The sequence below is a fragment of the Candidatus Chlorobium masyuteum genome, from assembly GCF_011601315.1.
Classification (GTDB): Bacteria; Bacteroidota; Chlorobiia; order Chlorobiales; family Chlorobiaceae; genus Chlorobium; species Chlorobium masyuteum.
The window spans coordinates 75,603-98,225 of sequence record NZ_JAAORA010000003.1 but is presented as its reverse complement, the minus strand read 5'-3'; the positions used below and the strand labels follow the sequence as shown (position 1 = coordinate 98,225).

At 47.4% G+C, this 22,623-nt stretch carries 20 protein-coding genes; 9 read left to right on the top strand and 11 right to left on the bottom strand.

All coding sequences use genetic code 11. The features are described from left to right. Window positions 1–8: 8 nt before the first annotated feature. From G9409_RS07175 to pal, 9 genes are all read right to left on the bottom strand, one after another. Entirely contained in the window at window positions 9–1,616 is a 1,608-nt protein-coding gene (locus G9409_RS07175) for a tetratricopeptide repeat-containing S1 family peptidase (protein ID WP_166808124.1), read from the bottom strand. A 70-nt stretch (window positions 1,617–1,686) separates the two neighbouring features. Next, window positions 1,687–2,178: a DUF4405 domain-containing protein gene (locus G9409_RS07170; RefSeq protein WP_166808123.1), complete on the bottom strand. Its 492-nt coding sequence runs from the start codon at window positions 2,176–2,178 to the stop codon at window positions 1,687–1,689. 82 nt (window positions 2,179–2,260) lie between these two features. Then, a complete protein-coding gene (locus G9409_RS07165; RefSeq protein WP_166808122.1) occupies window positions 2,261–3,361 on the bottom strand; it encodes a glycosyltransferase family 4 protein in 1,101 nt (366 codons plus the stop codon). Continuing rightward, window positions 3,358–3,810, bottom strand: coding sequence for an RNA polymerase subunit sigma-24 (locus G9409_RS07160; protein ID WP_166808121.1), 453 nt, complete (start codon window positions 3,808–3,810; stop codon window positions 3,358–3,360). The genes G9409_RS07165 and G9409_RS07160 overlap by 4 nt, the downstream gene beginning before the upstream one ends. Window positions 3,811–3,913: 103 nt before the next feature. Next, on the bottom strand, window positions 3,914–4,204 hold the full coding sequence (locus G9409_RS07155) for a sll1863 family stress response protein (RefSeq protein ID WP_166808120.1): 291 nt from the start codon (window positions 4,202–4,204) through the stop codon (window positions 3,914–3,916). A gap of 135 nt (window positions 4,205–4,339) precedes the next feature. Further along, the gene (locus tag G9409_RS07150; RefSeq protein WP_166808119.1) at window positions 4,340–4,897 is read right to left on the bottom strand and encodes a YXWGXW repeat-containing protein; all 558 of its coding nucleotides are present in this window, start codon (window positions 4,895–4,897) and stop codon (window positions 4,340–4,342) included. Window positions 4,898–5,054: 157 nt separating this feature from the next. After that, window positions 5,055–5,201: a lmo0937 family membrane protein gene (locus G9409_RS07145; protein WP_166808118.1), complete on the bottom strand. Its 147-nt coding sequence runs from the start codon at window positions 5,199–5,201 to the stop codon at window positions 5,055–5,057. A gap of 609 nt (window positions 5,202–5,810) precedes the next feature. Beyond that, window positions 5,811–6,794 carry a transcriptional regulator gene (locus G9409_RS07140; protein ID WP_166808117.1) on the bottom strand — a complete coding sequence of 328 codons (984 nt, stop codon included), beginning with the start codon at window positions 6,792–6,794 and terminating at the stop codon, window positions 5,811–5,813. Window positions 6,795–7,175: 381 nt separating this feature from the next. After that, a complete protein-coding gene (pal, locus tag G9409_RS07135; protein WP_166808116.1) occupies window positions 7,176–7,646 on the bottom strand; it encodes a peptidoglycan-associated lipoprotein Pal in 471 nt (156 codons plus the stop codon). 473 nt (window positions 7,647–8,119) lie between these two features. On the opposite strand from pal, the gene G9409_RS07130 reads away from it, so the two are divergent. The 5 genes from G9409_RS07130 (at window position 8,120) to purB (ending at window position 14,378) form a co-directional block, all read left to right on the top strand. Continuing rightward, the gene (locus tag G9409_RS07130) at window positions 8,120–9,034 is read left to right on the top strand and encodes a cobalamin-binding protein (RefSeq protein WP_235923260.1); all 915 of its coding nucleotides are present in this window, start codon (window positions 8,120–8,122) and stop codon (window positions 9,032–9,034) included. Window positions 9,035–9,112: 78 nt separating this feature from the next. Continuing rightward, window positions 9,113–10,375, top strand: coding sequence for an MFS transporter (locus G9409_RS07125; protein WP_166808115.1), 1,263 nt, complete (start codon window positions 9,113–9,115; stop codon window positions 10,373–10,375). A gap of 51 nt (window positions 10,376–10,426) precedes the next feature. Then, the gene (locus G9409_RS07120; protein ID WP_166808114.1) at window positions 10,427–11,461 is read left to right on the top strand and encodes a Gfo/Idh/MocA family oxidoreductase; all 1,035 of its coding nucleotides are present in this window, start codon (window positions 10,427–10,429) and stop codon (window positions 11,459–11,461) included. 28 nt (window positions 11,462–11,489) lie between these two features. Further along, window positions 11,490–12,929: a CCA tRNA nucleotidyltransferase gene (locus tag G9409_RS07115; protein WP_166808113.1), complete on the top strand. Its 1,440-nt coding sequence runs from the start codon at window positions 11,490–11,492 to the stop codon at window positions 12,927–12,929. Window positions 12,930–13,073: 144 nt separating this feature from the next. Next, window positions 13,074–14,378: an adenylosuccinate lyase gene (purB, locus tag G9409_RS07110; protein WP_166808112.1), complete on the top strand. Its 1,305-nt coding sequence runs from the start codon at window positions 13,074–13,076 to the stop codon at window positions 14,376–14,378. Window positions 14,379–14,509: 131 nt separating this feature from the next. On the opposite strand, the gene G9409_RS07105 is transcribed toward purB, so the two are convergent. Continuing rightward, the gene (locus G9409_RS07105) at window positions 14,510–15,991 is read right to left on the bottom strand and encodes a sodium:proton antiporter (RefSeq protein ID WP_166808111.1); all 1,482 of its coding nucleotides are present in this window, start codon (window positions 15,989–15,991) and stop codon (window positions 14,510–14,512) included. A gap of 46 nt (window positions 15,992–16,037) precedes the next feature. Continuing rightward, window positions 16,038–17,921 (bottom strand): chloride channel protein, encoded by a 1,884-nt coding sequence (locus tag G9409_RS07100; RefSeq protein ID WP_166808110.1) that lies wholly within the window; start codon window positions 17,919–17,921, stop codon window positions 16,038–16,040. A 449-nt stretch (window positions 17,922–18,370) separates the two neighbouring features. Here G9409_RS07100 and G9409_RS07095 point away from each other — a divergent pair, with 449 nt between their 5' ends. From G9409_RS07095 to G9409_RS07080, 4 genes are all read left to right on the top strand, one after another. Next, the gene (locus G9409_RS07095) at window positions 18,371–18,724 is read left to right on the top strand and encodes a P-II family nitrogen regulator (protein ID WP_166808109.1); all 354 of its coding nucleotides are present in this window, start codon (window positions 18,371–18,373) and stop codon (window positions 18,722–18,724) included. A gap of 55 nt (window positions 18,725–18,779) precedes the next feature. Then, complete coding sequence (locus tag G9409_RS07090) at window positions 18,780–20,330, top strand: ammonium transporter (protein ID WP_166808108.1); 1,551 nt, start codon at window positions 18,780–18,782, stop codon at window positions 20,328–20,330. 181 nt (window positions 20,331–20,511) lie between these two features. Then, window positions 20,512–22,053 (top strand): ammonium transporter, encoded by a 1,542-nt coding sequence (locus G9409_RS07085; RefSeq protein ID WP_166808107.1) that lies wholly within the window; start codon window positions 20,512–20,514, stop codon window positions 22,051–22,053. Window positions 22,054–22,209: 156 nt separating this feature from the next. Further along, window positions 22,210–22,557, top strand: coding sequence for a P-II family nitrogen regulator (locus G9409_RS07080; RefSeq protein WP_166808106.1), 348 nt, complete (start codon window positions 22,210–22,212; stop codon window positions 22,555–22,557). Window positions 22,558–22,623: the final 66 nt, after the last annotated feature.

The window sequence follows — 22,623 nt, the reverse complement described above, 5'->3', positions numbered from 1 at the left end:
GCTGCCCTTTACCGCATCGCGGTTTTAAAAAACATCAGCTTGCTGAAATTGTTATAGAATTGCTGGGCAAGATCCTGATTCAGCTCTTTCAGACGGGAATAGACCTCCATACCTTTTTGGCGATTACCGTGTTCAAGATAGTTCTGGCCAAGATTGAAGAGTACCGCATTGTGATTCGGATCAATAAGAAGGGCTTTCAGATAAGCGTCACGCTCCTGAATTTCCATCTTTGATTTATTATAGGCAACCCCCAGATAGAGCCATGCATCAACATAAGCCGGATTGACGACCAGGGCTTTTCTGTAGGCTTCGAGCTGCTTGACATCCTGACCGGCCATGCCATAAGCCTGACCAAGTTTTATCAAATATTGTGCATTGCCGGGAGAGAGCGTTGCCGCTTTCCGGTAAGCCTCGACAGCTTTAATGAATTGGCCGGCATCGCGATAGGCATGACCCATATTATACCAGGACGAAGCGTCCCCTGGTGTGATCCGTAACACCTCCAGGTAAGCAAGGATGGCTTGTTCATACTCCCCGTTCTGAACACAGGCATTGGCAAGGTTGATCCAGCCGAGAGCATAATCATTGTTGAGCCTCACCGCTTTTTTGTAAGCCTCTATTTTTTTGAGCTTTTGCCCCTCCCTGCCATAGGCGGCACCAAGATCTGCCCAGTATTGAGAATATTCAGGACGAATAAGAACCGCAGCCTGATACGCTTCAATTGCAAGGGTCAGATCACCTTTCTGAAGATAGGCGACACCTAAATACCCCCATGCGTTGCTGCTTGATGGAAGCTGTTTTGTCCATCTCTGGCAGAGCTGGACCATCCCTCCCCAATCCTGTTTTTCCTCAAGGGCGGTAACCTGATAGGTCCAATCAATATCGTTGGCATTTACCTTTGACTCTACAGACTGACGATTAGGAAGATCGATAACCCACTCCACAGGAAGGGCGAAATTCAACTGTTGACCCTGTTTGAAAAAATAGGTGGGCAGACCAATCAACCTGGCATTCTCATCAAACAGACCACCCCCGCTTGAGCCGAGTGATATTGGTGCAGTAGACTGAATATAGTGTCCTTTATCGACCGTTCGCAGGCCGGAGATGATACCGTCGGAAAAAGTCAGCTCAAGTCCCTGGGGTGCACCTATGGCATAGACTTTGGATCCTACCTTGAGTTGATTGGTGTCTCCAAGGATGAGTTGCGAGGCTTGCAGGCCGGAGACTGTAAGGGAGCAGACATCCCTGAAACGGTCGGTATAGCGGGCTTTGGCCGGATACTCTTTTTTCTGGTAGATAATCGCCAGTCGTCCGGCTTTTTCAATCACATGACAGTTTGTTGCCACGTTTCCGGAAGGCAGAATAATGCCGCTCCCCATGCTTTGCAGCTTGTTGTTGCTGTCATAGTTCTGTACGACTACCACGCTTCCGGAAATATCCTGGAAAACCTCGGCTGCGGTTTTTGCTTCAACCAGATGCGAATTTGCGGCTGAAAGCAGCAACAGGCAGATCAATGAACGGGCGGTTCCATACAGAAAATGATTGAACCCTGAGGGTTCGGGAGGTGATGCAGGTTGAAGTTCCCGCTTCCGGAGTGCGTTGATCTTCTTTTTCATCTGAGCAACAGGTTGATAATGCGGTTACCCTGGATTTCCCATCTCTGTCAATTGTATTGTACCCGGACCATCATTCAGCGGGTTTACTCCGGCTGTTCATCTCCCCGGCTGATCCCTGAATGCTCTGCGGTTTGTTTACCGGTTTGCCTTCCCATGACTTGGCGATGGTTTTGCCAAACTCAAGGATCGCTGAAAAGGGCTCTATCTTGTAGTAGGTGCCAATTCCGAAGAAGAGCGAGAGCGCCATAATGAAAACAAGCTCTCCGGGACTTTTGATCCCGGCAACGGCTTTTGACTTCACGTAGGAGAAAAAGGCCTTCCAGTTAATCACAAGCAGATGGAAGAGTGAAAGCAGGGAAAAGGCAAACCCGAAAATAATGTGCTGGTTCTGCCACTCCCCTTTAGTGAGGCCGATCATACGCCATGCCGCAGCAGCGGGTGCTCTGCCTGAAGGCCCGATATAGAGAATCACACCCGAAACAAGAATCATCAGAAAGGCGATGAAGAGCCCGAAGCTGATGAACACTCTCCAGGTAAACGATTTATGCAATGCATCAGCCATGATCTACTCTGGTTATTTCATTAATAAAATTCCGCCAATCCACATCATGTGTATTCATCCTGACGTCGTATAGCCATCGGGATCAGCGGAAACTTGGAACTCCATTTTTGAGCAATGGAGCGGATAGTGGATACCGGTTTATTTTTTTCTCCTGCAGGCTATAGTAGAGATCTTCATAGTTCCCCACCATTTCCGAGAGCGAAAAACGCCGTTCAAACTCATTCCGGCAGGTTTTTCGTGACAGGCGATCCACATGATGAATAGCATCAATAAACTCCTGCTTGCTGTTACAGATAAATCCCGTTTTGCCATGCGTGATCACTTCCGGAGCAGAGCCACAACCTCTCACAATCACCGGTGTACCGCAGGCAAGAGCTTCAATCATCACCAGGCCGAAGGGTTCAGGCCAGTCAATGGTGTTGAGCAGCGCTTTGGCATTTTTCAGCAGCCCTACCTTCTGGCGGTCATCCACCTCGCCTACATAGTCTATGAGCGGGTGATCAAGCAGAGGCCTGATTTTTTTGTCAAAATAGTTCTGATCGGCCGGATCAATTTTAGCGGCAATTTTCAACGGGATATTGCACGCTCTGGCAAGCATGATTGCCTGCTCGGGTCTTTTTTCCTCTGAAAAACGGCCGAGGTAGAGGAAATAGTCATCAGGGTGCTCATTAAACTCAAAACAGGATGCGGGATATCCATGATATATGGTTTTAGCCCAGTTGATATCCGGCACCGGAGCACGTTGTGAATCGCTGATGGAAACATAGGCCATTTCAGGATAGAGTCGCAGCACATCCCGGTAGTTGCCAAGATCAAGCCGGCCGTGCATCGTCAGGACGGTTGGCACCTGCGCCTTGTATGCATAGGGGAGGGTGAGGTATTCAAGATGGGAATGGACGATGTCGAACTCCCTGAACATCTTCTCATAGACACGGCTTAACATCATCATGTTGACGATGATCGGCGAGTAACTTTTTCTTCCAAGACGGAGAGCCTCTTTAATCGGGGCAACCAGCCTGGCACTTGTCAGGGAGTCTCCTGAAGCAAAGAGGGTGACATCATGGCCCTTCTCGACAAGCCCCTCTGTCAGATGATAGACAACCCGCTCTGTACCCCCGTACTTTTTTGGAGGTACGCGCTCCACCAGGGGTGCGATTTGAGCTATGCGAAGTTTTTTTTTCATTGCAGTGCTCCGGCAATCGGCAGACACATCTCTATCGGAGGTATTAGCCGTTGTGTGTTGACAAGAGATTTTCGCCCAAGCGACAACCACCATCGAACTGTTAACAGGGGTTTGCCGATTATCTTTGATATATCCCTGTGCCTTATTCCGGGTATCTCTGATAGCAACACCGAGAGTTTTATGTCGGCAAACCGCTGACGCAGTGACTCTTCACTGCTGACGCCAATCAGAGTGGAGACATCAGCAGCAAGCTGCCCTTCGGGCTCAATACTGGTGAAATAGCATGATCTGAAAGTTCTGAATATCTCCTTGTCGGTCATATCCTGATCGATCCTGCTATAGGTTTTGTTGACAAGCTCATTACTCTCTGTTTCTGATCCGGTCATCCAGTATGCAAGAGTGTAGATATTGTTCATTAAATCGAGTGACGTTCGTTTACTCTTGTTCATTGCTCTCTCCATTGTGGTTAACGATTGTCTCATTAACCGTTTTCAGCGCATGTCCCAATCTTTCGTAACACTCATATCCACTTACGGGGCCGAAGCCCTCTCGTCAATGTTTTATTTTGTCTGCAATATCCCGGATAGATGCACTCACCGAGCGCAGAGCACTCTCCACACCATCCTTGAGTTTCTCCCACGCCTCCTCTCCTGCATCACCGAGCTCTTTCAGTTTTCCCTTTGCAACGCCGACTCCATTATCAAGCTCTTCAATCTGTTTTGCATAGTTGACCTGTAAGTCTGCTGACGCACTTTTTGCTTTGGCTTTAAACTCGGCCAATCTTGCCTGAGCGAGTTCAAGCTCTGCAGCGGCTTTCTTTTTATATGCTTCTTTCATGCTCATGAGAGATCTCCCTGTTTTTCATCGTTTCCGTTATTTGAAATCCTTTTCTTCACTACCCATCTGAAATCGAGCACTCCCGGCTCATGAAACAGAATGCATGAGCCGTGAATCACTCTTCATGTTACAACCTGTTCATCAGTTGCGTTGCTGATCGTTGCGCTGCTGCTGGAGCATTCTTCTGTTGTTTTCATCGCTGCGCTGCTGTTCAAGGATTCTTCTGTTGTTTTCATCGCTGCGCTGCTGATCGAGTGTTCTCTGGGTATTTTCGTCGCTGCGTTTCTGCTCAAGAACTCTCCGGTTGTTCTCATCAGTCTGCTGCTGTCGGAGCGTTCGCCTTTGTGAATATTCGCGGCGCCGGTTCTCGGTGTCACGAAATCTCCTTATGTCGTCAATGCTGTAACGGCGGATCTGGTAAGGCAGATTGCTTGAGCGGATGTAGCTCCAGGGCCCGCGATAGCTTGAAGAGCGGTACCAGGTGCCATTCTGGTTAATGTAGTAGCGCTGGCCATAGAAAATGATGTCATAGGGACTTCCGAGGGATACCGATAGCCCCCTGTTTCTCAGAGTGATAAAATTCGGCCGGGAATCAATCACAATAGAAAGCTGCGGATGCACGGCGGCCTGTACCGCTGTTGATGGATTGCCGAGCAGCATGCCGGTAATACCGGCTGCCAGCCAGATTGTTTTTTTCATCGTTTATCTCCTGTTAACATGTTATGCATTGTGATGATACTACCTGCCTTCGGCTGACCATTCAGTTCAAGACCAGTTGCACACCGTTGTTCCGGCTTTTCCGGTATAAAAATCCAGCTCTTCAATCCGCATCATAGTTCAGACTTTTCCTCTCCCCTCAGATACGTCGGCCCTGAATTACTCGAATGAGAATGACTACAATTGCGATGACAAGCAGTGCATGAATAAGTCCTCCCATGGTGTACGAGGTAACCAGACCAAGTATCCAGAGGATCACCAGGATAATTGCGATTGTTTCGAGCATGTTGCCTCTCCTTTTGATTTGTTGTGATGATTCGTCTTTTTTTTTTAATCAGGAATATCAGATATAAAAAGTCCATTTTATTCCATAACTGCACGAGCATGAATAAAGCGTTAATAAATAAAGCTATACTAATGAGTATTGAATACTAAGTACTGAAAAAAGCAATTGCATCGAAATGACTGCCTTTTACACACTACAGCTGTTGAAGAAACAGCTTCTGAACAGGAAAGGATGAAGATGATGGTTTTGCTCTATCCTGTGATTCATTATACACTATAATCTTGCTCTTTCATAGAGCGCTTTACTATTTAAAGCGATAATAATAAAACAAATACACACCGGAATAAATTCCATAGAAACGAAAAAATATATGATATGAATATATTTTGTTTCATTATATGTAGATACAGTCTTTTTAAACCTCAGCGGGCTGTTTTGTCAGGCCTCTCGTCAAGCGAGCATACCGATAGAACCAAGCAGAATGATATGGGGGCGAAGAAGTGTGGTACGGGCATTTGGTGACCTTATGGAGAATGATTTGTTCCATAAGGTATAGAGAAGAGAAGAAGGATGGATCACGAAGCTTTTTTTTATATCGTAACCACCGGATTATGTACCGTACAGACCGGTTATACTCTCCTTGTAACGGACAAAGGCATCATGACCCTTCTGGGTGATGCTGTAGATGGTTTGAGGCTTACGGGCCTGAAGGTCCTTGTCGCAGCTTATATATTCGGCGGATTCAAGCATCCGCAAGTGAACACTTAAATTACCGTCTGAAGTGTGGACCTTCTTTTTTATCTCTACAAAGCAGGCCTGATCAACGGAGAAAAGATAGGAAAGCGCGGCAAACCTGATTCTTGCGTGAATCACCTTATCAATCAGCTGGTGGTTAAAGTCGGGAGCCGTGTCGTTGTTCTTGTTTGACACGCCACTGCCGGGGGTATGAATCACTGTTTTCTTCCTGGCGCTCTGCTCACGTTCAGCCAGTTTTTGCATACTTATATCGGATACTACCGCCCGGCACTCCTTACCGTCAGGGCTCTGGATGGCATCAATACGGATTATGTGGTGATCAGGCACAATTGACTCGTCAGGAGATGCAAAAGAGTTCCGGGAAATGACGGTATTGCCGGCATCAATGCCGAGCCTTACTTCACAGGAACAACTCTTGTGCTGACTGAATACCGTTGCCAGGAAATCATTAAAAACAGGCAGATCGTCTGGAGCAATAAATCGCCCGAACCGGTCTCCAATAAGTTTGGAGCGGTCGATACCAAGAAGTTTTGTTCCGGTCAGGTTGACCTGACGAATTTTGCCGTTTGCAGAGAGCGTCAAATAGGCAAGCGGCGCAAAGTCAAAAAGTTCAGTATAGCACTCCAGACTCTCTTCCAGATCGGTCCTTGTTTGCAGCAACTCATCCTGCTGCATCTCAAGTTCAATCTGGTGAACAGCAAGTTCATGGACAACACGCTGCATCTCCTCATGTGAGTGGGAAAAATCAGGATATTTCCTGGCTCCTGTGTTCAGCAGAGCTTCGGCCTGCTTTCGTAATTCCGAGAAATGGGCCGAATGTGCGTTTCCTTTTTTCATATACTTCTTTTTCGGTTTATTCCTGCTTTCGATGCAGGTCCGGAGCAATTGATTTCAGACAACCGCTCTTAAGAAGGATTACCATGAGCAGTGAGCTGAATGATAATTTCAGGAGAAATTAGGCCAAGCGCGTAAATTATACGTCAAATATTCTTTTCTTGATACATTCTGAAGCCAAAACTGCGATTTAATTGAAATTTATTTATCAGTTTACGAAAAATATTTCAAAACAAATCCACCCCCCATAAAAAAGCAATGCAAGGCTGCAGTGATTAAACAGATGCAGCCTTGCATGCCAACCTGACGAAGAAAGAACAACACACACACACACAAGAACAATGTTCTCTGCCCTCAATTCAGGCAAACAGGTCAGGTAAATGGTTATTCAGAAACAAAGTGTGCTCTTCTGTTCTGAGCCCATGCCTCTTCATTGCTGCCCGCAGCAAATGGCTTCTCCTCACCGTAACTGACCGTCTTGAGTCGAGCAGCATCAACGCCGAGATTAACGATGTAATCCTTGGCCGCATTTGCCCGTCTTTCACCAAGAGCCAGGTTATACTCATTGGTTCCTCTCTCGTCGCAATGGCCTTCAACAACAACGCTTTTAGCTGAATTGGTCTTCATCCAATTGGCATTGGTATCAAGCTGGGCGACAGCATCCGAACGGAGTGCTGACTTGTCAAAATCATAAAAAACATCACCAAGCCCTGGTATAACAACTGCTACAGGTGCCGGAGGAGGTGGTGGCGGTGGTTCAGGAGCAACAACAACATCCTTCTCACAGCAGCAGGCACCGAGAAAGAGCATTCCCGGAATAAAGAGGGCTCTCAGGAGCGGATTAAATGGTTTCATTTTTTTACTATTTAGTTTTTCAGAGACAGGTACAGGTTATTAAAACAAAAAGCCGCGAATCATTATGGGTGTTTTTTTTTATCTGTGTATAGCTAACAAAAAGAAATCCCGCATAACTTGGATGAATATCCTGCTTATAGAGTATAGCTTTATTTGTCAGAGCAACGTCATAAAAAAACAGGTAAAAGCACATTAACCTATTCCTTTATTCTCTATATCAATAAAAGTAAGCAATTAAAAGTTCAATTATTGCTAATGCGTACTGTTTTATTTGTCACTGAGGATGGCCGGGGTTTGCCAAAAGCAGGATGATCTGGTGAAAAATGCAGGGGAGGCGATCATCAGGCCAATCAGTTTTCGAGCACATCGAAAGCTGTTCACTTCCCTTTCTTCTCCCATTGCCATCTGATTTTTATGTAAATTGCATATTTGATGATTGGCATCACTATTCATGCAGGAGCCGTTCTCATTCAATGATTGACAGAGAGATTCGTGATATGCTCACTATTCGACTTAACGCCTTTTTGATGCTTTTTTTTCTCATGCTTCTCACGCTTGAGTCCGGTTGCAGTCAAAAACAGGAGGCACAAACCGCTCTTCCGGACGTAAAGCCGAGAATTGTCAGCCTTGCACCGAGTGTCACGGAGATGATCTATGCCATTGGAGCCGGTGATCAGCTTGTTGGGCGCACCAGTGCCTGCGACTGGCCTCCGGCTGCGTCAAAAGTTCCGGTTATAGGCGCATTCGGCCGCCCTTCCCTTGAACTCCTTGCATCAATTCATCCTGATATGGTTATTGATGTTGATCTGGCCGAAGAGGAGTCCGGTAAAAAGATATCTGCTCTCGGTATTCAACGATCAACCATTTCCTGCAAAAACCCGGATGATATCCCGTTCGCCCTCCGGAAACTGGGCAGACTGACCGGCCATATTCAGGAGGCGGACTCTCTTGCCAGGGTCATCACCGATGGACTGGCGCAGTTCCGGAAAAAGGCAGACAGCGCAAAGCATAAAAACTCGCTCTATCTTGAAATCTGGGATGATCCGCTCTGGACGGGAGGTAAAGGGAGCTATATCTCATCCCTCATCGCCTATGCCGGGGGAAGAAATATAGGCGACGCCGTTGAGAAGGAGTATTTTGAGATCTCCCAGGAGTGGGTTATCGAACAAAATCCGGATGTGATTGCCTGCATGTATATGTCAAAGAGCTCTTCCGCAGCCGGAGCAGTCATGAATCGTCCCGGCTGGCAGCATATTGCAGCAGTGAAAAACCGGCGGGTCTATGAACGGTTTGACAATAATATATTTCTTCGTCCCGGTCCGAGAGTCGTTGAGGGCATCACGAAGCTTTATACAATAATTAATCAGAACGAAGCGTCATCCCGTTGATTTTTTGGTTCTCACTGCCAGAAACCACGGTTAATTTTTTATCTTTGTGGCTTTAGCGGAACAAAACAGCACGCATGCATGAAGCGCTCCCCACTGGTCATCTTACTTCTTACTGTTCTTCTGGATCTGATCGGGTTCGGGATTGTACTGCCGCTGCTGCCTACCTATTCCAAGGATCTCGGTGCTAATCCGTTTATGATCGGATTGATTGCCGCGATTTTCTCCATTATGCAGTTTATATTTTCTCCCCTCTGGGGCAAGCTGAGTGACAAAATCGGCCGACGCCCTGTGATGCTTGTCAGCATTTTCATCACTGCGCTCTCCTATCTTGTTTTTTCCCAGGCAGACACGATTGCGCTGCTCATATTTGCCAGAGGACTCTCCGGAATCGGATCGGCTAACATAGCTGCGGCACAGGCCTACATAACTGACGTGACCGACAGCAAAAGCCGTTCGGGAGCAATGGGGATGATTGGAGCTGCTTTCGGCATAGGATTTATCATTGGACCACTTATCGGAGGTGTTCTCAAGCACAACTACGGCATTCAAATGGTCGGATATGTCTCGGCCGCACTTATCGCCTTTGATTTTATCCTTGCTGTGTTTCTGCTTCCCGAGTCCAATGCCAATGCAAAGAAACTGAATTTCAGTTTTTTGAAAAAGGATAGTGATGAAACAGCATCCCGACAATCAGCGGGTCATTTCCTTGGAGAAAAATTCAGGGAGTATGGAGAGGGACTAAAGCTGGTTTTCCGATCCCGTCCCCTTGCACTGCTCATGACAGCCAACTATGTCTACACCTTTGCCATTGTAAACATGCAGGTTGCCTCAATTCTGCTCTGGAAGGAGTATTTCAGGGCCACTGATGAGCAGATAGGTTACATTTTTGCCTACGTAGGGATCTGGTCGGTAGTCGTCCAGGGCGGTCTTATAGGAAAGCTGATTAAAAAACTCGGGGAGCACAAACTCTTTTTGTGGGGCCACCTCTTTACCTTTGTCGGTGTCTTTTTCGTACCGTTCGCTCCCCGTGATTCACTTTTTTCACTTGGACTCATTATCCTCTTCTTTTTTGCTATAGGCACCTCACTTGTATCGCCTATTAACTTCTCCATGATCTCTCTCTACAGCTACAAAGAGAAGCAGGGGCAGATTCTTGGTCTTTCACAATCGGTAAACTCTTTTGCCCGTATCATGGGTCCGTTCAGCGGCAGTATTCTCTATGGCATGAATTTCCATGCACCCTATATTGTTGCAGGAGTTCTGACTCTTCTGGGTACAGTCATTGCAATCGACCTGTTCAAGTACAAAATCGAAGCGCTTGAACCCTCTGCCGAATCCTGAAATTCCTGAAAAAACTTGTTTGACCACCATATTCAGAGAGGAGCATAACAGATGCAGATAGGTGTTATCGGTGTTGGCAAGCTGGGAGAGTTTCACACAAAACTGCTCACTGAAATCGCCCGTGAGCTGCCGGATGTAACGTGTGCCGGTATCTTTGATCTCGACCGGAACCGTGCTGATGAAATGGCTGCAAGGTACCATGTTCCCCGCTTCAGCTCTCTTGAGGAGCTTGCCATAAGATGCGACGCCGCCGTCATAGCGACAACGACAAGCTCACATTTCACGATTGCCACCGCACTTCTTAAACAGGGTCTACATCTTTTTATAGAAAAGCCGGTAACCACAACCGTTGAAGAGGCTGATGAGCTTATCCGGCTTGAAAAAGAGAACGGTGTTCGCATACAGGTCGGCCACATTGAACGTTTCAACCCCGCCCTGCGTGCTGTAGAGTCCTATATCGGTCGCCCCATGTATATCCAGGCTGAAAGACTAAGCGGATTTTCCCGGCGTGTTACCGATGTTTCCGTTGTGCTTGACCTCATGATTCATGACATTGATCTGGTACTCTCCCTTATCCCCTCGGATATCAGGCACATTTCAGCATCGGGAGTACGGGTGTTTTCCAATGAACTCGACATGGCGACAGCCCGGATAGATTTTCTCAATGGAGCAACAGCCAATGTCACGGCAAGTCGGCTCAGCCGAAGCAGAATGCGAAAGCTCCGTTTTTTTGGTACCAATCCGAAAAGTTATGCTTCACTTGATCTTACAACCGGAAAGTCTGAAGTATTCCGGCTTGTAAAACCTGAAGAGGCTACATCAAAAAATCCGCTTAAATCATTTGCAGCAAGGAAGATTCTTGAGCAGTTCGGTGAAATTCAGGACGCAATGCAGGGGATGGTACTGGATTATATCCATCCCGAAATTCCAAAAATAAATGCACTGCGTGATGAACTTGAACACTTCATCAATGCCATTAAAAACAATACCCCTATTGCCGTAAGCTCATCCGATGGCAGAAGGGCGATCATGGTGGCCGGCAAAATTACGGCCGAGATAGCTGCCAACGCTGCCTCCTTTGAATGACAGACCATTTTTGCACAGCAGACCAGTAATGACAACACGCGCTCAATTCACACTACCCGAAATACTTTACCGTATCGGCGACCTCGCTGACAGCAGCAGACTGAACTGCTACCTTGTCGGCGGGTATGTCCGGGACCTCCTTATGCAGCGGCCATGCAGCGATATCGATATTATGGTGACCGGTGATCCGGTTCCTTTTGCCAGAATGGTACAAAGTGAACTGCATGGCCGGAATTTTGTTCTGTTCGAACGGTTTCGTACAGCGCAACTTGAACTCTCTGATACGCTGCATGGCCCGTTCAAGGTTGAGCTGGTCGGAGCACGCAAAGAGTCATACAATCCGGATTCACGAAAACCGGTAACGCTGATCGGAACACTCGATGATGACCTATCCCGTCGTGATTTCACCATTAACGCGCTTGCGATGGTGCTCAACCGGGATGGCCGAAACGATATTATCGATCATTTCAACGGACTTGATGATCTCCATTCGGGCATTCTGAAAACACCGCTCGATCCCGAGCAGACCTTTTCCGACGATCCGCTGCGCATGATGCGGGCTGCCCGATTTGCCGCACAGCTCGATTTCAGGCTTCTTCCTGACGTTTTAGCCGCCATGAAAAGCATGCATGAGAGGATTCGGATCGTGTCAATCGAGCGGGTCAGCCATGAGTTTTTCAAAATCATGCAGGCTTCCCGTCCATCGGTCGGACTGATCATTCTTTACGAAACAGGGCTGCTGCATGAAATACTTCCTGATGTTGCAGCGATGGCGGGTATTGAGCAGGTGGATGGAATGGGCCACAAGGATACGCTCTTTCACACCTTCCAGGTGATAGACAATCTTGCGGCACACAGTGATAACCTCTGGCTCAGAGTTGCGGCACTGCTTCACGATATAGCCAAGCCTGCAACCAAACGCTTCAGCAAATCTGCAGGATGGAGCTTTCACGGTCATGATGCCGTGGGTGTCAGGGTTGTCGGCAAAATATTCCGTCAAATGCGATGGCCTCTTGATCCGCTTGACTATGTACAGAAAATGGTGCGCCTGCACCACCGTCCTATTCCGCTCTCAAAAGAGGAGATAAGCGACTCGGCCATACGACGGCTTATGTTTGATGCCGGTGAGGATCTGCAGGATCTCATGAATCTCTGCCGGGCTGATGTGACCAGCAAAAATCCGAGAAAGGTTATTCAGATCATGAGCAACTTCAATAATGTGGAGAAGAAAATTGCTGAAGTTGGTGAGAAGGATCTGCTTGCCCGATGGCGTCCACCCATCAGCGGAGAGGATATTATGGAGACACTCGGTCTTGGAGAAGGCAGGGTTGTCGGGATGATCAAAAAAAAGATGGAAAATGCCGTTATAGACGGTCTTATTCCCTACGACCGTGAGGCTGCGCTTGCCTACATAAAAGAGATTTTCAGGGCGCTTTCAGATACAGATAACACTTCCGGACGCAAATAACAGCTCTTGTTCCGGAGTGTGGTTTTTCTCTGATGAGCTCATTATATTGCTCGCATTATCGCCATCCGGTAAGAACAGAACGCAGTTCCTGTCTGATAAGGCAAACAGTTTTAATTACTCCTAACACACTAAACACATCAAACCTTGATACCACGTTATTCACCAAAAGAGATCTCGGCAATCTGGACAGAAGAGGCGAAATTTCAGCGCTGGCTGCAGCTTGAAATCGCGGCAGTAGAGGCCCGGATGGAAGCCGGACTTGTGCCTGTTGAGGCCCTTGCGGTCATCCGCGAAAAGGCAACCTTCAACGTTGAGGAGATCCTTGAGATCGAAAAGGAGACCAAGCACGATGTTATTGCCTTTCTGACCAACGTTGCCGGATATGTCGGCCCTCACTCCCGATATATTCATGAGGGGCTCACCTCCTCTGACGTTGTTGATACCTGCCTCGCCATGCAGATGCGCGATGCCGGTAAAATCCTTATTGCTGATATCAAGAGTCTTGTTGAAGTCCTTGCAAAACGGGCGCAGGAGTTCAAATACACCCTTGAGATGGGCCGCACCCATGGTATCCATGCTGAACCGACCACCTTCGGCCTGAAACTGCTGCTCTGGCACCAGGAGATGCTCCGGAACCTTGAAAGGATGGAGAAAGCGGTTGCAACCATCTCTGTCGGCAAGATTTCGGGTGCTGTCGGCACCTATCAGCATCTCTCCCCTGATATTGAAGCGGCAGTATGCCGTAAACTCGGGCTCGAACCCTCTTCGATCTCGACACAGATCCTTCAGCGTGACCGCCACGCCGAGTATGCTACAACCATGGCGATCATAGCCTCTTCCATTGAAAAATTCTCTGTTGAGCTGCGTCACCTTCAGCGAACGGAAGTGCGTGAAGCCGAAGAGTTTTTCAGCAAAGGCCAGAAAGGCAGTTCCGCGATGCCGCACAAGCGAAATCCGATCACCTTTGAACGCCTTACCGGTATGGCCCGTGTTGTGCGTTCCAACTCCATTGCAGCAATGGAGAACGTTGCACTCTGGCACGAACGGGATATCTCCCACTCCTCGGTTGAGCGCATCATCATGCCGGACTCTACGACCGCACTCTGCTACATGCTTCGCACCTTCAGCGAGGCACTCACTACCCTGCTGGTCTATCCGGAGAGAATGGAGGAGAACTTCAACTCCTCTTACGGTCTGACTACCTCCCAGACACTCCTGCTGGCTCTTACCGCCAAGGGTCTGACCCGTGAAGATGCCTACAGAATGGTTCAGCGCAATGCCATGGAGAGCTGGTCAACCAAAGTTCACCTGCGTGAGCTGGTTCTCGGGGATGAGGAGCTGATGAAAAACTTCACCCCGGAAGAGATAGCAGAACTCTTCAGCGCGGATCACATTCTCGGGAAACTGAAAACCAGCGTCGATACCATTTTCAAACGCAACGGTTTCTGATTCTGCGCTCTCAGTTTGTATCACTACCAACAAAGCCGCAATGAACCCCGTTGCGGCTTTGTATGGTATAACGATTCCCCTCTCTTCTATTTCTTTGTGAAATCGGCAGGGCGGGCTTCACAAGAAGGTGGTCAGGCATTGAAAAACAGCAGCCAGAGAAGGATAAAAAACGGCAAAAGTATCGGCAGCGAGTATTTGTAGATGTACTCCAGAAAATCCGGAACCTCAACATCGGCCTGTGCTGCAATATTTTTCACCATGAAGTTCGGAGCATTGCCAATGTAGGTCATGGCGCCGAAAAAGACCGAAGCAACCGAGATAGCCATAAGATAGATATCCGACGTGAGATCTCCCGAAACCGGAGAGGCCACGCCGTTGGCAAAGAGTTTAACATCAGAGGAGAGTCCGATATCAAGGCCGAACTTCCCCAATGAACCGGCAAAGAAATTAAGGTAGGTGGGGGCATTATCAAGAACACCCGAAAGCGCGCCGGTCATCCAGTAGAAACGGGATACCGAGAGCTCACTGGCATGTGTTTTTGCAAAATCACCAATAAGAGCCAGCGCAGGAATCATGGTGGCGAAAATACCTATAAAAAGAAATGCAACCTCTTTTATGGGCTCAAAGTTGAACTCATTGCCCTTGAATGCGTCTTGATTCGAGAATTTATAGGCAAGAAGAGCAATCATAAACATGAGCACTTCCCTGATGCCGAACGGCAGATGAAAAAGCTCCTGAAGACTGGGAAACCCCGCGATCACGGCCGGGTCAAGAAAGACCGCACAGATAATACCGGCGAGTAAAATCAGGTTTCGCTTTCCTGTAATACGCACTCCTCCTCCTTCGATTGATTCGACACCTCTCAGATCACCAACTCCTGCCTTTGCATCAAGAATGATAAAAATGATGAGCAGTGCTGAGACCGTAATGACCCACGGTAACAATACTTTGGATAGAACCCAGAAAAACGGCACACCCTTTAAAAATCCGAGAAAGAGTGGTGGATCACCTATCGGAGTTAGTGCCCCACCGATATTGCTGACAATAAAGATGAAAAACACAATATGAAACGCCTTCAATCGGCCGTCATTGATGCGCATATAGGGACGTATGAGCAGCATGGATGCACCGGTTGTTCCAACGAGATTTGCAATCACCGCTCCGGTAAAGAGCAGCAAGGCATTAATAAGAGGAGTTCCTCTCCGCTCAATCCTGATCAATATTCCCCCGGATACCACAAAGAGGGATGAGATCAGGGCTATAAACGAGATGTACTCTTCAAGGGTATGCTCCAGAACGGAGAGCCCGTTCTTTACGAGAAAACCATAGTAACCCGCCACAAGAAGAGCCAGACCTGTCGAAACAACCGGATAGTTCCGCTCCCAGAAGCGATGGAAGAGGAGAGGTCCTGTCGCTATCATGAACAAAAGCGCTGCAAACGGGGTGACAAGCCAGAGTGGAGGCAGTTGGTTTGATGGCTGAACAGCTAAAAGTGTTGCACTCTTTACCCCCTCTATACTTTCAGCAGCTTGAAGGGGCAGACCTGTTGATGTACAGAAAATAACGGTAAGCCCTAATACGATCAAGTGTAAATACCCAGTTGATTGCTTCATAAAAAGTATCTGTTAAAAAAGTCAGATGAATTAAATAAGTGGGAAATCATGATCTCTGACTTTCATACTGGTCAGACCCGTAAAGATTGAGCTGCTTCCGATAAAAGGCAAAAGCCTCTTCCTGGCGGACCACTCCAAGCAGTTTGCCGTTGTTTGTATCAAGAACCGGCAGCATATCATAATCAGAGATTTCAAAAAGCTTCAGTGCTTCATCAAGTTTTGAGGTTTCATAAAGGACAGGCACATCCTTCTTGACAATATCTTCAGCAATGAGTCCTACCAATAAATCCTCTCTCAGCAGTGCTCTCATCTCATCAAGGCTGATGATTCCTGAAAACATACCTTGATTATCTGTAACCAGGAAGCTTGATTCCGGTGTATTAAAAAAAACATCGATCATATTTGCAGCGCTCTCTGAATCGCTGAATGTCACGTAGTCTGTTTTCATGACTTCAGCAATACTGATATGTTCTGCAACTGATAGAGCAATGCCAAACCCTACTCGAACACCCTCCTTTTCAAGTACATAGCTCTCCATACTATGACGATAGGCAAGCCGGGCAATCAGCGATGAGGTAACAGCAGCAAACATGATTGGCAGCACAATCTCGTATTGACCGGTCACTTCAAAAAGAATAAGTATAACGGTCAACGGCGCCCTCATAATACCAGCCGTTAATGCACCCATACCGACAAGAGCATAAGCGCCTGATGTGGCTGTTATTGCAGGGAAATACATATGAACAATATTGCCGAACATTCCACCAAGCATTGCACCCATTTTCATGGCTGGAGCAAACATCCCGCCTGATCCTCCGGAACCGATACTGAGACCGGCAACAACAGGTTTGAAGAGATAAATACCGATCATGTTATTCCAGCTTTCACTCCCATGAACTGCATTATTTATTGCTTCATAGGTAAATCCATAGAGCCCCGGAAACCAGATACAGATAACCCCACTCATTAGGCCGCCGATTGCAGGCATCGCCCATACAGGTATCTTCCATCTCTTTTCGACTCTCTGAAACCACTCCTCGATAGCGTAGTAAATTTTAATGAACATCACGGCTGAAAGGCCGGCAAGTATACCGAGCAGACAATAAAACAGCAGTTCGGTATTCGACACCAGAGCGTATTCGGGAACCTGAAAAGTCGGAGAGTTACCAAGAAAACTTCTCGAAAGTACGGTACCAATGACAGCCGCAATAACAATGGGGCTGAAGGTTTTGACGCTGAAATCTCCCAGCAGCACTTCAACAGCAAACATTACACCGCCAATGGGTGCATTGAATACAGCAGCCAGCCCTGCTGCTGCTCCGCAACCAAGGAGTGTACGGGTCTTGTTAGGCGAAAACCGGAGCAACTGGGCTACTGTTGAACCGATTGCAGCGCCAACCTGGACAATTGGAGCTTCACGACCGCCACCACCTCCTGAACCGATACTCACAACCGATGTAATACTTTTATGAAACCAGAGTTTGCGGTCAATAATACCATCATTTTGTGCCACAGCCTTGATGACCGATGCAAGTCCATGCCCGGGCCTTGCTTTTACTATAAATGCGTTGTAGAGCCCTACAATCAGTCCCCCAAAGGCAGGGATGAAGGGCAGCAGAACCTTCCAGTAGTCGTCGATGAAGGTATGTTTGCCGAATGATCGAAGACCGGTAAAGCTTAAGGTGCTTATCGTCACAATGGCATCATGAAAAACCACAGCAACATAACCGGTCAGAAGGCCGACGATGACAGCAACAAATAAAAACGGGATGTCCTGATTAAGATTGAGCTGAACAAGAAGATAATCGAGAGTAAGCTTGAAAAACTGCCGGGAAGTTCCATTAAAGTAACGGGTTCGTCGGATGATGCCATAGAAAAAAGCTAACAGCTTTCTGCTGATACGTCCATGTATATAAGATGATAGTTTCATTACTTCAATGTGCTAAAAATCGATGCATAAATAAAATGCAACGCTTCTCCAAACATTGTTTTACGGCATTGTTTCTTCATCGGAACGCTCCGCCCTTCCGTTTTTGCGACGTGCATTTATCTTTAAAAAAGCAATTATCACCTCAAAATATAAGGAGAATTAACACCAGGAGCACCGGATCTTCATGAGAAACGTGAAAAATCTTAACATTATTTACATAATTGTATTTTATTATTAATAAATTTCAGTTATTATTGAGCTGATCCTAAAATATTAACAATAACATCCGCTTTCCCTAAAAAAAGGAGGTAATGAGCTGATAAAGGGCAAAAGACAGATAAAAATAATGCTGTAATCTCCTGCTTGATCTCCCGCGATCATCAATATCAGCTTCAGCGGGGCAAAACAGAGGGATTGATTCAAGAAAAAGAAAAGTAACCAACTACATCATGAAAAAAATCGAAGCTATCATACGATCAAGCCAGTATGAAGAGGTCAAAAAAGCTTTGCATGACATCGACATTGATTTCTTCACCTGGTGGGATGTCACGGGCCAGGGCAATGACACAAAGCACAAGACTGAAATATACCGGGGAACAGTCAGGGATACATCATTCATATCCCGGAGATATCTCTCCCTTGTTGTTCGCGATGTCAATCTGCAGAAAACTATCGACTGTCTGCTTAAGACCGCCTATACCGGTGAGGTTGGCGACGGGAAGATATTCGTTTCCGAAATCGTTCAGTCCTACAGAATCAGGACTGGAGAGAGCGGTGATGAATCACTTTTCAACAAGGACTGAATAAAAGAGAGATCATCCTGGTATTAAACGTTTTACAATTTCAACAAACAGGCCAATGTCAAAGAAACTACTTATTATTCTGTCAGGTGTATTCCTGACTCTCTGCATCGTGGTGGGAGGCGATGCATATGCACTGAAGTCCCTGGATCCAAGTGGAGCAACAACCGGCCTTACCGTTGATGTTACTGCAGCAACTGCCGGTTCACCTACAGCAACTGAAATAACTGACCAGATCGGAAAAAACAAGGTCTCCATCAACATGATGTGGGTCCTGATAACCGGTTTTCTTGTCATGTTCATGCAGGCAGGTTTTGCCATGGTCGAAGCCGGCCTGACAAGGGCAAAAAATGCGGCACACACCATGTCGATGAACATGATGATCTATCCTATAGGAATGCTCGCATTTTTTATATGCGGATTCGGAATCATGTTTGGCGGAGTCGGACCGCTTGCAACGCTTGGAGGCTATGACGGCCTGAACCAGGAGTTTGCAATAAGCCTCTTCGGACACACTTTCGGACTCTTTGGCACAAAGGGGTTCTTCCTCAGTGGAGTCTATGATGTCAGTGTTTTTGCGCTCTTCCTCTTCCAGATGGTTTTCATGGATACCACGGCAACCATACCGACCGGCTCGATGGCAGAACGCTGGAAGTTCTCATCCTTCGTTGCCTACGGTTTTTTTGTAGGCACGATACTCTATCCGGTTTACGGTAACTGGGTATGGGGCGGCGGATGGCTCTCCCAGCTTGGCAACCAGTTTGGCCTCGGCAATGGACATGTTGATTTCGCTGGTTCATCGGTGGTTCACCTTACCGGTGGTGTACTTGCTCTGGTCGGCGCGATTGTTATCGGACCTCGAATCGGCAAGTTCAATAAAGATGGTTCACCTAATGCCATTCCGGGTCACAACATCCCTATGGCTATTGTTGGTACCTTTATCCTTGCTTTTGGTTGGTTCGGTTTCAACCCCGGCTCAACCCTTGCAGGAACAGATCTTCGCATGAGTATCGTTGCTGTTAACACTATGATTGCTTCGGCAACCGGTGCTATTGGCGCAATGCTCTACATGTGGTGGTTCAAGACCAAAAAGCCTGATCCAACCATGATGATCAACGGACTTCTGGCCGGTCTTGTGGCGATTACAGCTCCCTGTGCGTTTGTCACTGTTCAGGTGGCGGCATTGATCGGACTGATTGCCGGTATTCTGGTTATTGAAGCTGCATTTTTCATTGAGAAAGTGCTCAAAATTGATGATCCGGTTGGTGCAGTTGCAGTTCACGGTGTCAATGGCGCATGGGGGTGTATTGCTCTTGGTCTCTTTGCTGACGGCACCTATGGCGCAGGCCTGAACGGTGTAGCCGGTCCGGTTACCGGACTCTTTTACGGCAACCCCGGTCAGCTTTATGCTGAACTCATAGGAATCTCGGCCAATATCATCTACATCGGTGCATTAGGATGGGTGGTCTTCAAGTTGATTGATCTTGTTATTGGCAACAGGGTCAAGCCTGAAGATGAACTTGACGGTCTTGATATTCCTGAAATGGGAGTTGAAGGCTATTGCGGTATCAGACTTGACAAAAACTCTGAGACGCCGCTCTCCAAGTAATACGCAAGGAACTCTACCCTACAAAGAAAAGCCGCCTTTCTGCAGGGCGGCTTTTCTTGTTATCACGCAAAAGTCAATGAAGTGAGAGCTATGGACTTGCCTTTTGCCGTGTAAAGAGCTGCCAATCTGAAAGTAACAACAGAACTATTGCGTAATTAGCAAACATTCAAAAATCAATACCATGAATTCAGGAACTATCAATCTCGAAAGGGGGCAGTATTTCGCCCGGATCAGGGAGAATCTGGTAAAACAGAAAAACTGGAAACTCGGGGCTACCATCTTTGCCGGCAAGATGATCGGGCTTCTTGTTGTCCTCTTGTCCATGAACATGTTGACGGGAGTTATCGGTGTTCCGGCAATGGCCGCAGATGCCTACTCCCCGGCTGAAACCAATATCATCAACGCAATTAACACGGTCTGGACGTTGGTCGCCGCGGCACTCGTTTTCGGCATGCAGGCCGGCTTTGTCATGCTTGAAGCCGGTTTCGCCAGAAAGCGTGAAACGGTGAACGTGCTTATTGAGTGCGTGCTTGATACGGCAATCTGCGGTATCTCATTCTGGGCTATCGGCTACGCATTCATGTTCAGTACCGGCAATGGCTTTATCGGCCAGGAGTGGTTTTTTCTGCAGGGTACACCGGCAACCTATGGATCAACCGGTGTAGCATTGCTTGCTCACTGGGTCTTCCAGTTTGCATTTGCCGATACCGCATCAACCATCACCTCTGGTGCTATGATCGGACGTACCAGCTTCCGTGGAGATATTCTCTACAGTATTTGTGTGACGGCATTTATCTATCCAATCATCGGTCACTGGGCATGGGGTCCGGACGGTTTTCTTGTAACCATGGGTACTCCCGGAAACTTCCTGCCTGAACTTGGTAACCCTTTCCGTGACTTTGCCGGTTCAACAGTTGTGCATACCATCGGCGGTGTAGTATCCCTTGCCGGAGCTATTGTTTTAGGGCCACGTATCGGTCGTGTATTCCTTCGTGACGACAAAGCGAGAGGTGGACTGCCAGCAGCACACAACCTGCCGGTTGCCGTTACAGGTGCTTTCCTCTTGTGGTTCGGATGGTACGGATTCAACCCCGGAAGCACGCTATCGGCTATGGATGCAGTTGGTATTGGCCGCGTGGCAGCAAATACGACACTCGCGGCATGTGCCGGAGCACTCAGCGCCATATTTTTAGCCTTCTATTTCGGCTCATTCAAAGGGAAGTTTGACGTCGGCTTTACGGTGAACGGTCTGCTTGGCGGTCTGGTCGCAATCACCGCTCCCTGCTACTGGGTCTCTCCGTTTGGTTCGATCATCATCGGCCTTATTGCAGGTGCGATTGTGTTTGGTGGTATCTACCTTCTGGAGTATCTCCGTATTGATGATCCGGTCGGAGCTGTTCCGGTTCACGGAATGAATGGTATTTTCGGCACTCTTTCTATCGGATTGTTTGCCAGTGGAGAGTACGGTTTTGCAACACCTCTCGGTCCTGATAACGCGGCTCCTGTAGCCGGTCTCTTCTACGGTGGCGGATGGAATGTATTCCTTGCGCAGCTCACCGGAAGCGCAATCATTACTCTTACAACCTTTGCTGTTGCCATGATTCTGATGTTCGTCATCAATACATTACCCTATCCATTCAAACTTCGTGTCGAGCCTGAAGCTGAAACCGGAATTGGAGGACTGGATGTGTTCGAGCATGGTGCAGAAGCCTACTCCAACTGAGTGAGTTACAACAGAATGAAAACAGGAAAAGAGTATTCTCCTGTTTCATTCGTTGAGATGCTGTAAAAAGGTGATGTTTTGATTCTTATACACGAATATCGTGATTATTGCAGGCTCTCATGAGATGGCGCATTAATTACTAAAAATTTATCGATTATGAAAAAAATTGAAGCCGTTATACGGCGCTCCAAATTTGAAGAGGTAAAAGCCGCACTGCATGCCATTGATATTGACTTTTTCTCCTATACCGAAACATACGGAGTGGGTAATGAGAGAAAAAAGAAGGATGTCTTCCGCGGCTCTGCCGATACCGACTACATATCACGACTGACGCTCTCTATTGTTGTTCGCGATATCAATCTTCGGAAAACTGTTGACTGTCTTTTGAAATCAGCCTATACCGGCGAAATCGGTGACGGCAAGATTTTCGTCTGGACTATTGAGGAGTCCTACCGTATCCGTACCGGCGAGAGTGGTGACGACTCCATGTACAACAAAGATTAGTTCTTCTTTTACATCGAAAAATAGACACAGAAAAGCCGCCCTCAAAAAGGCGGCTTTTCTGTGTAC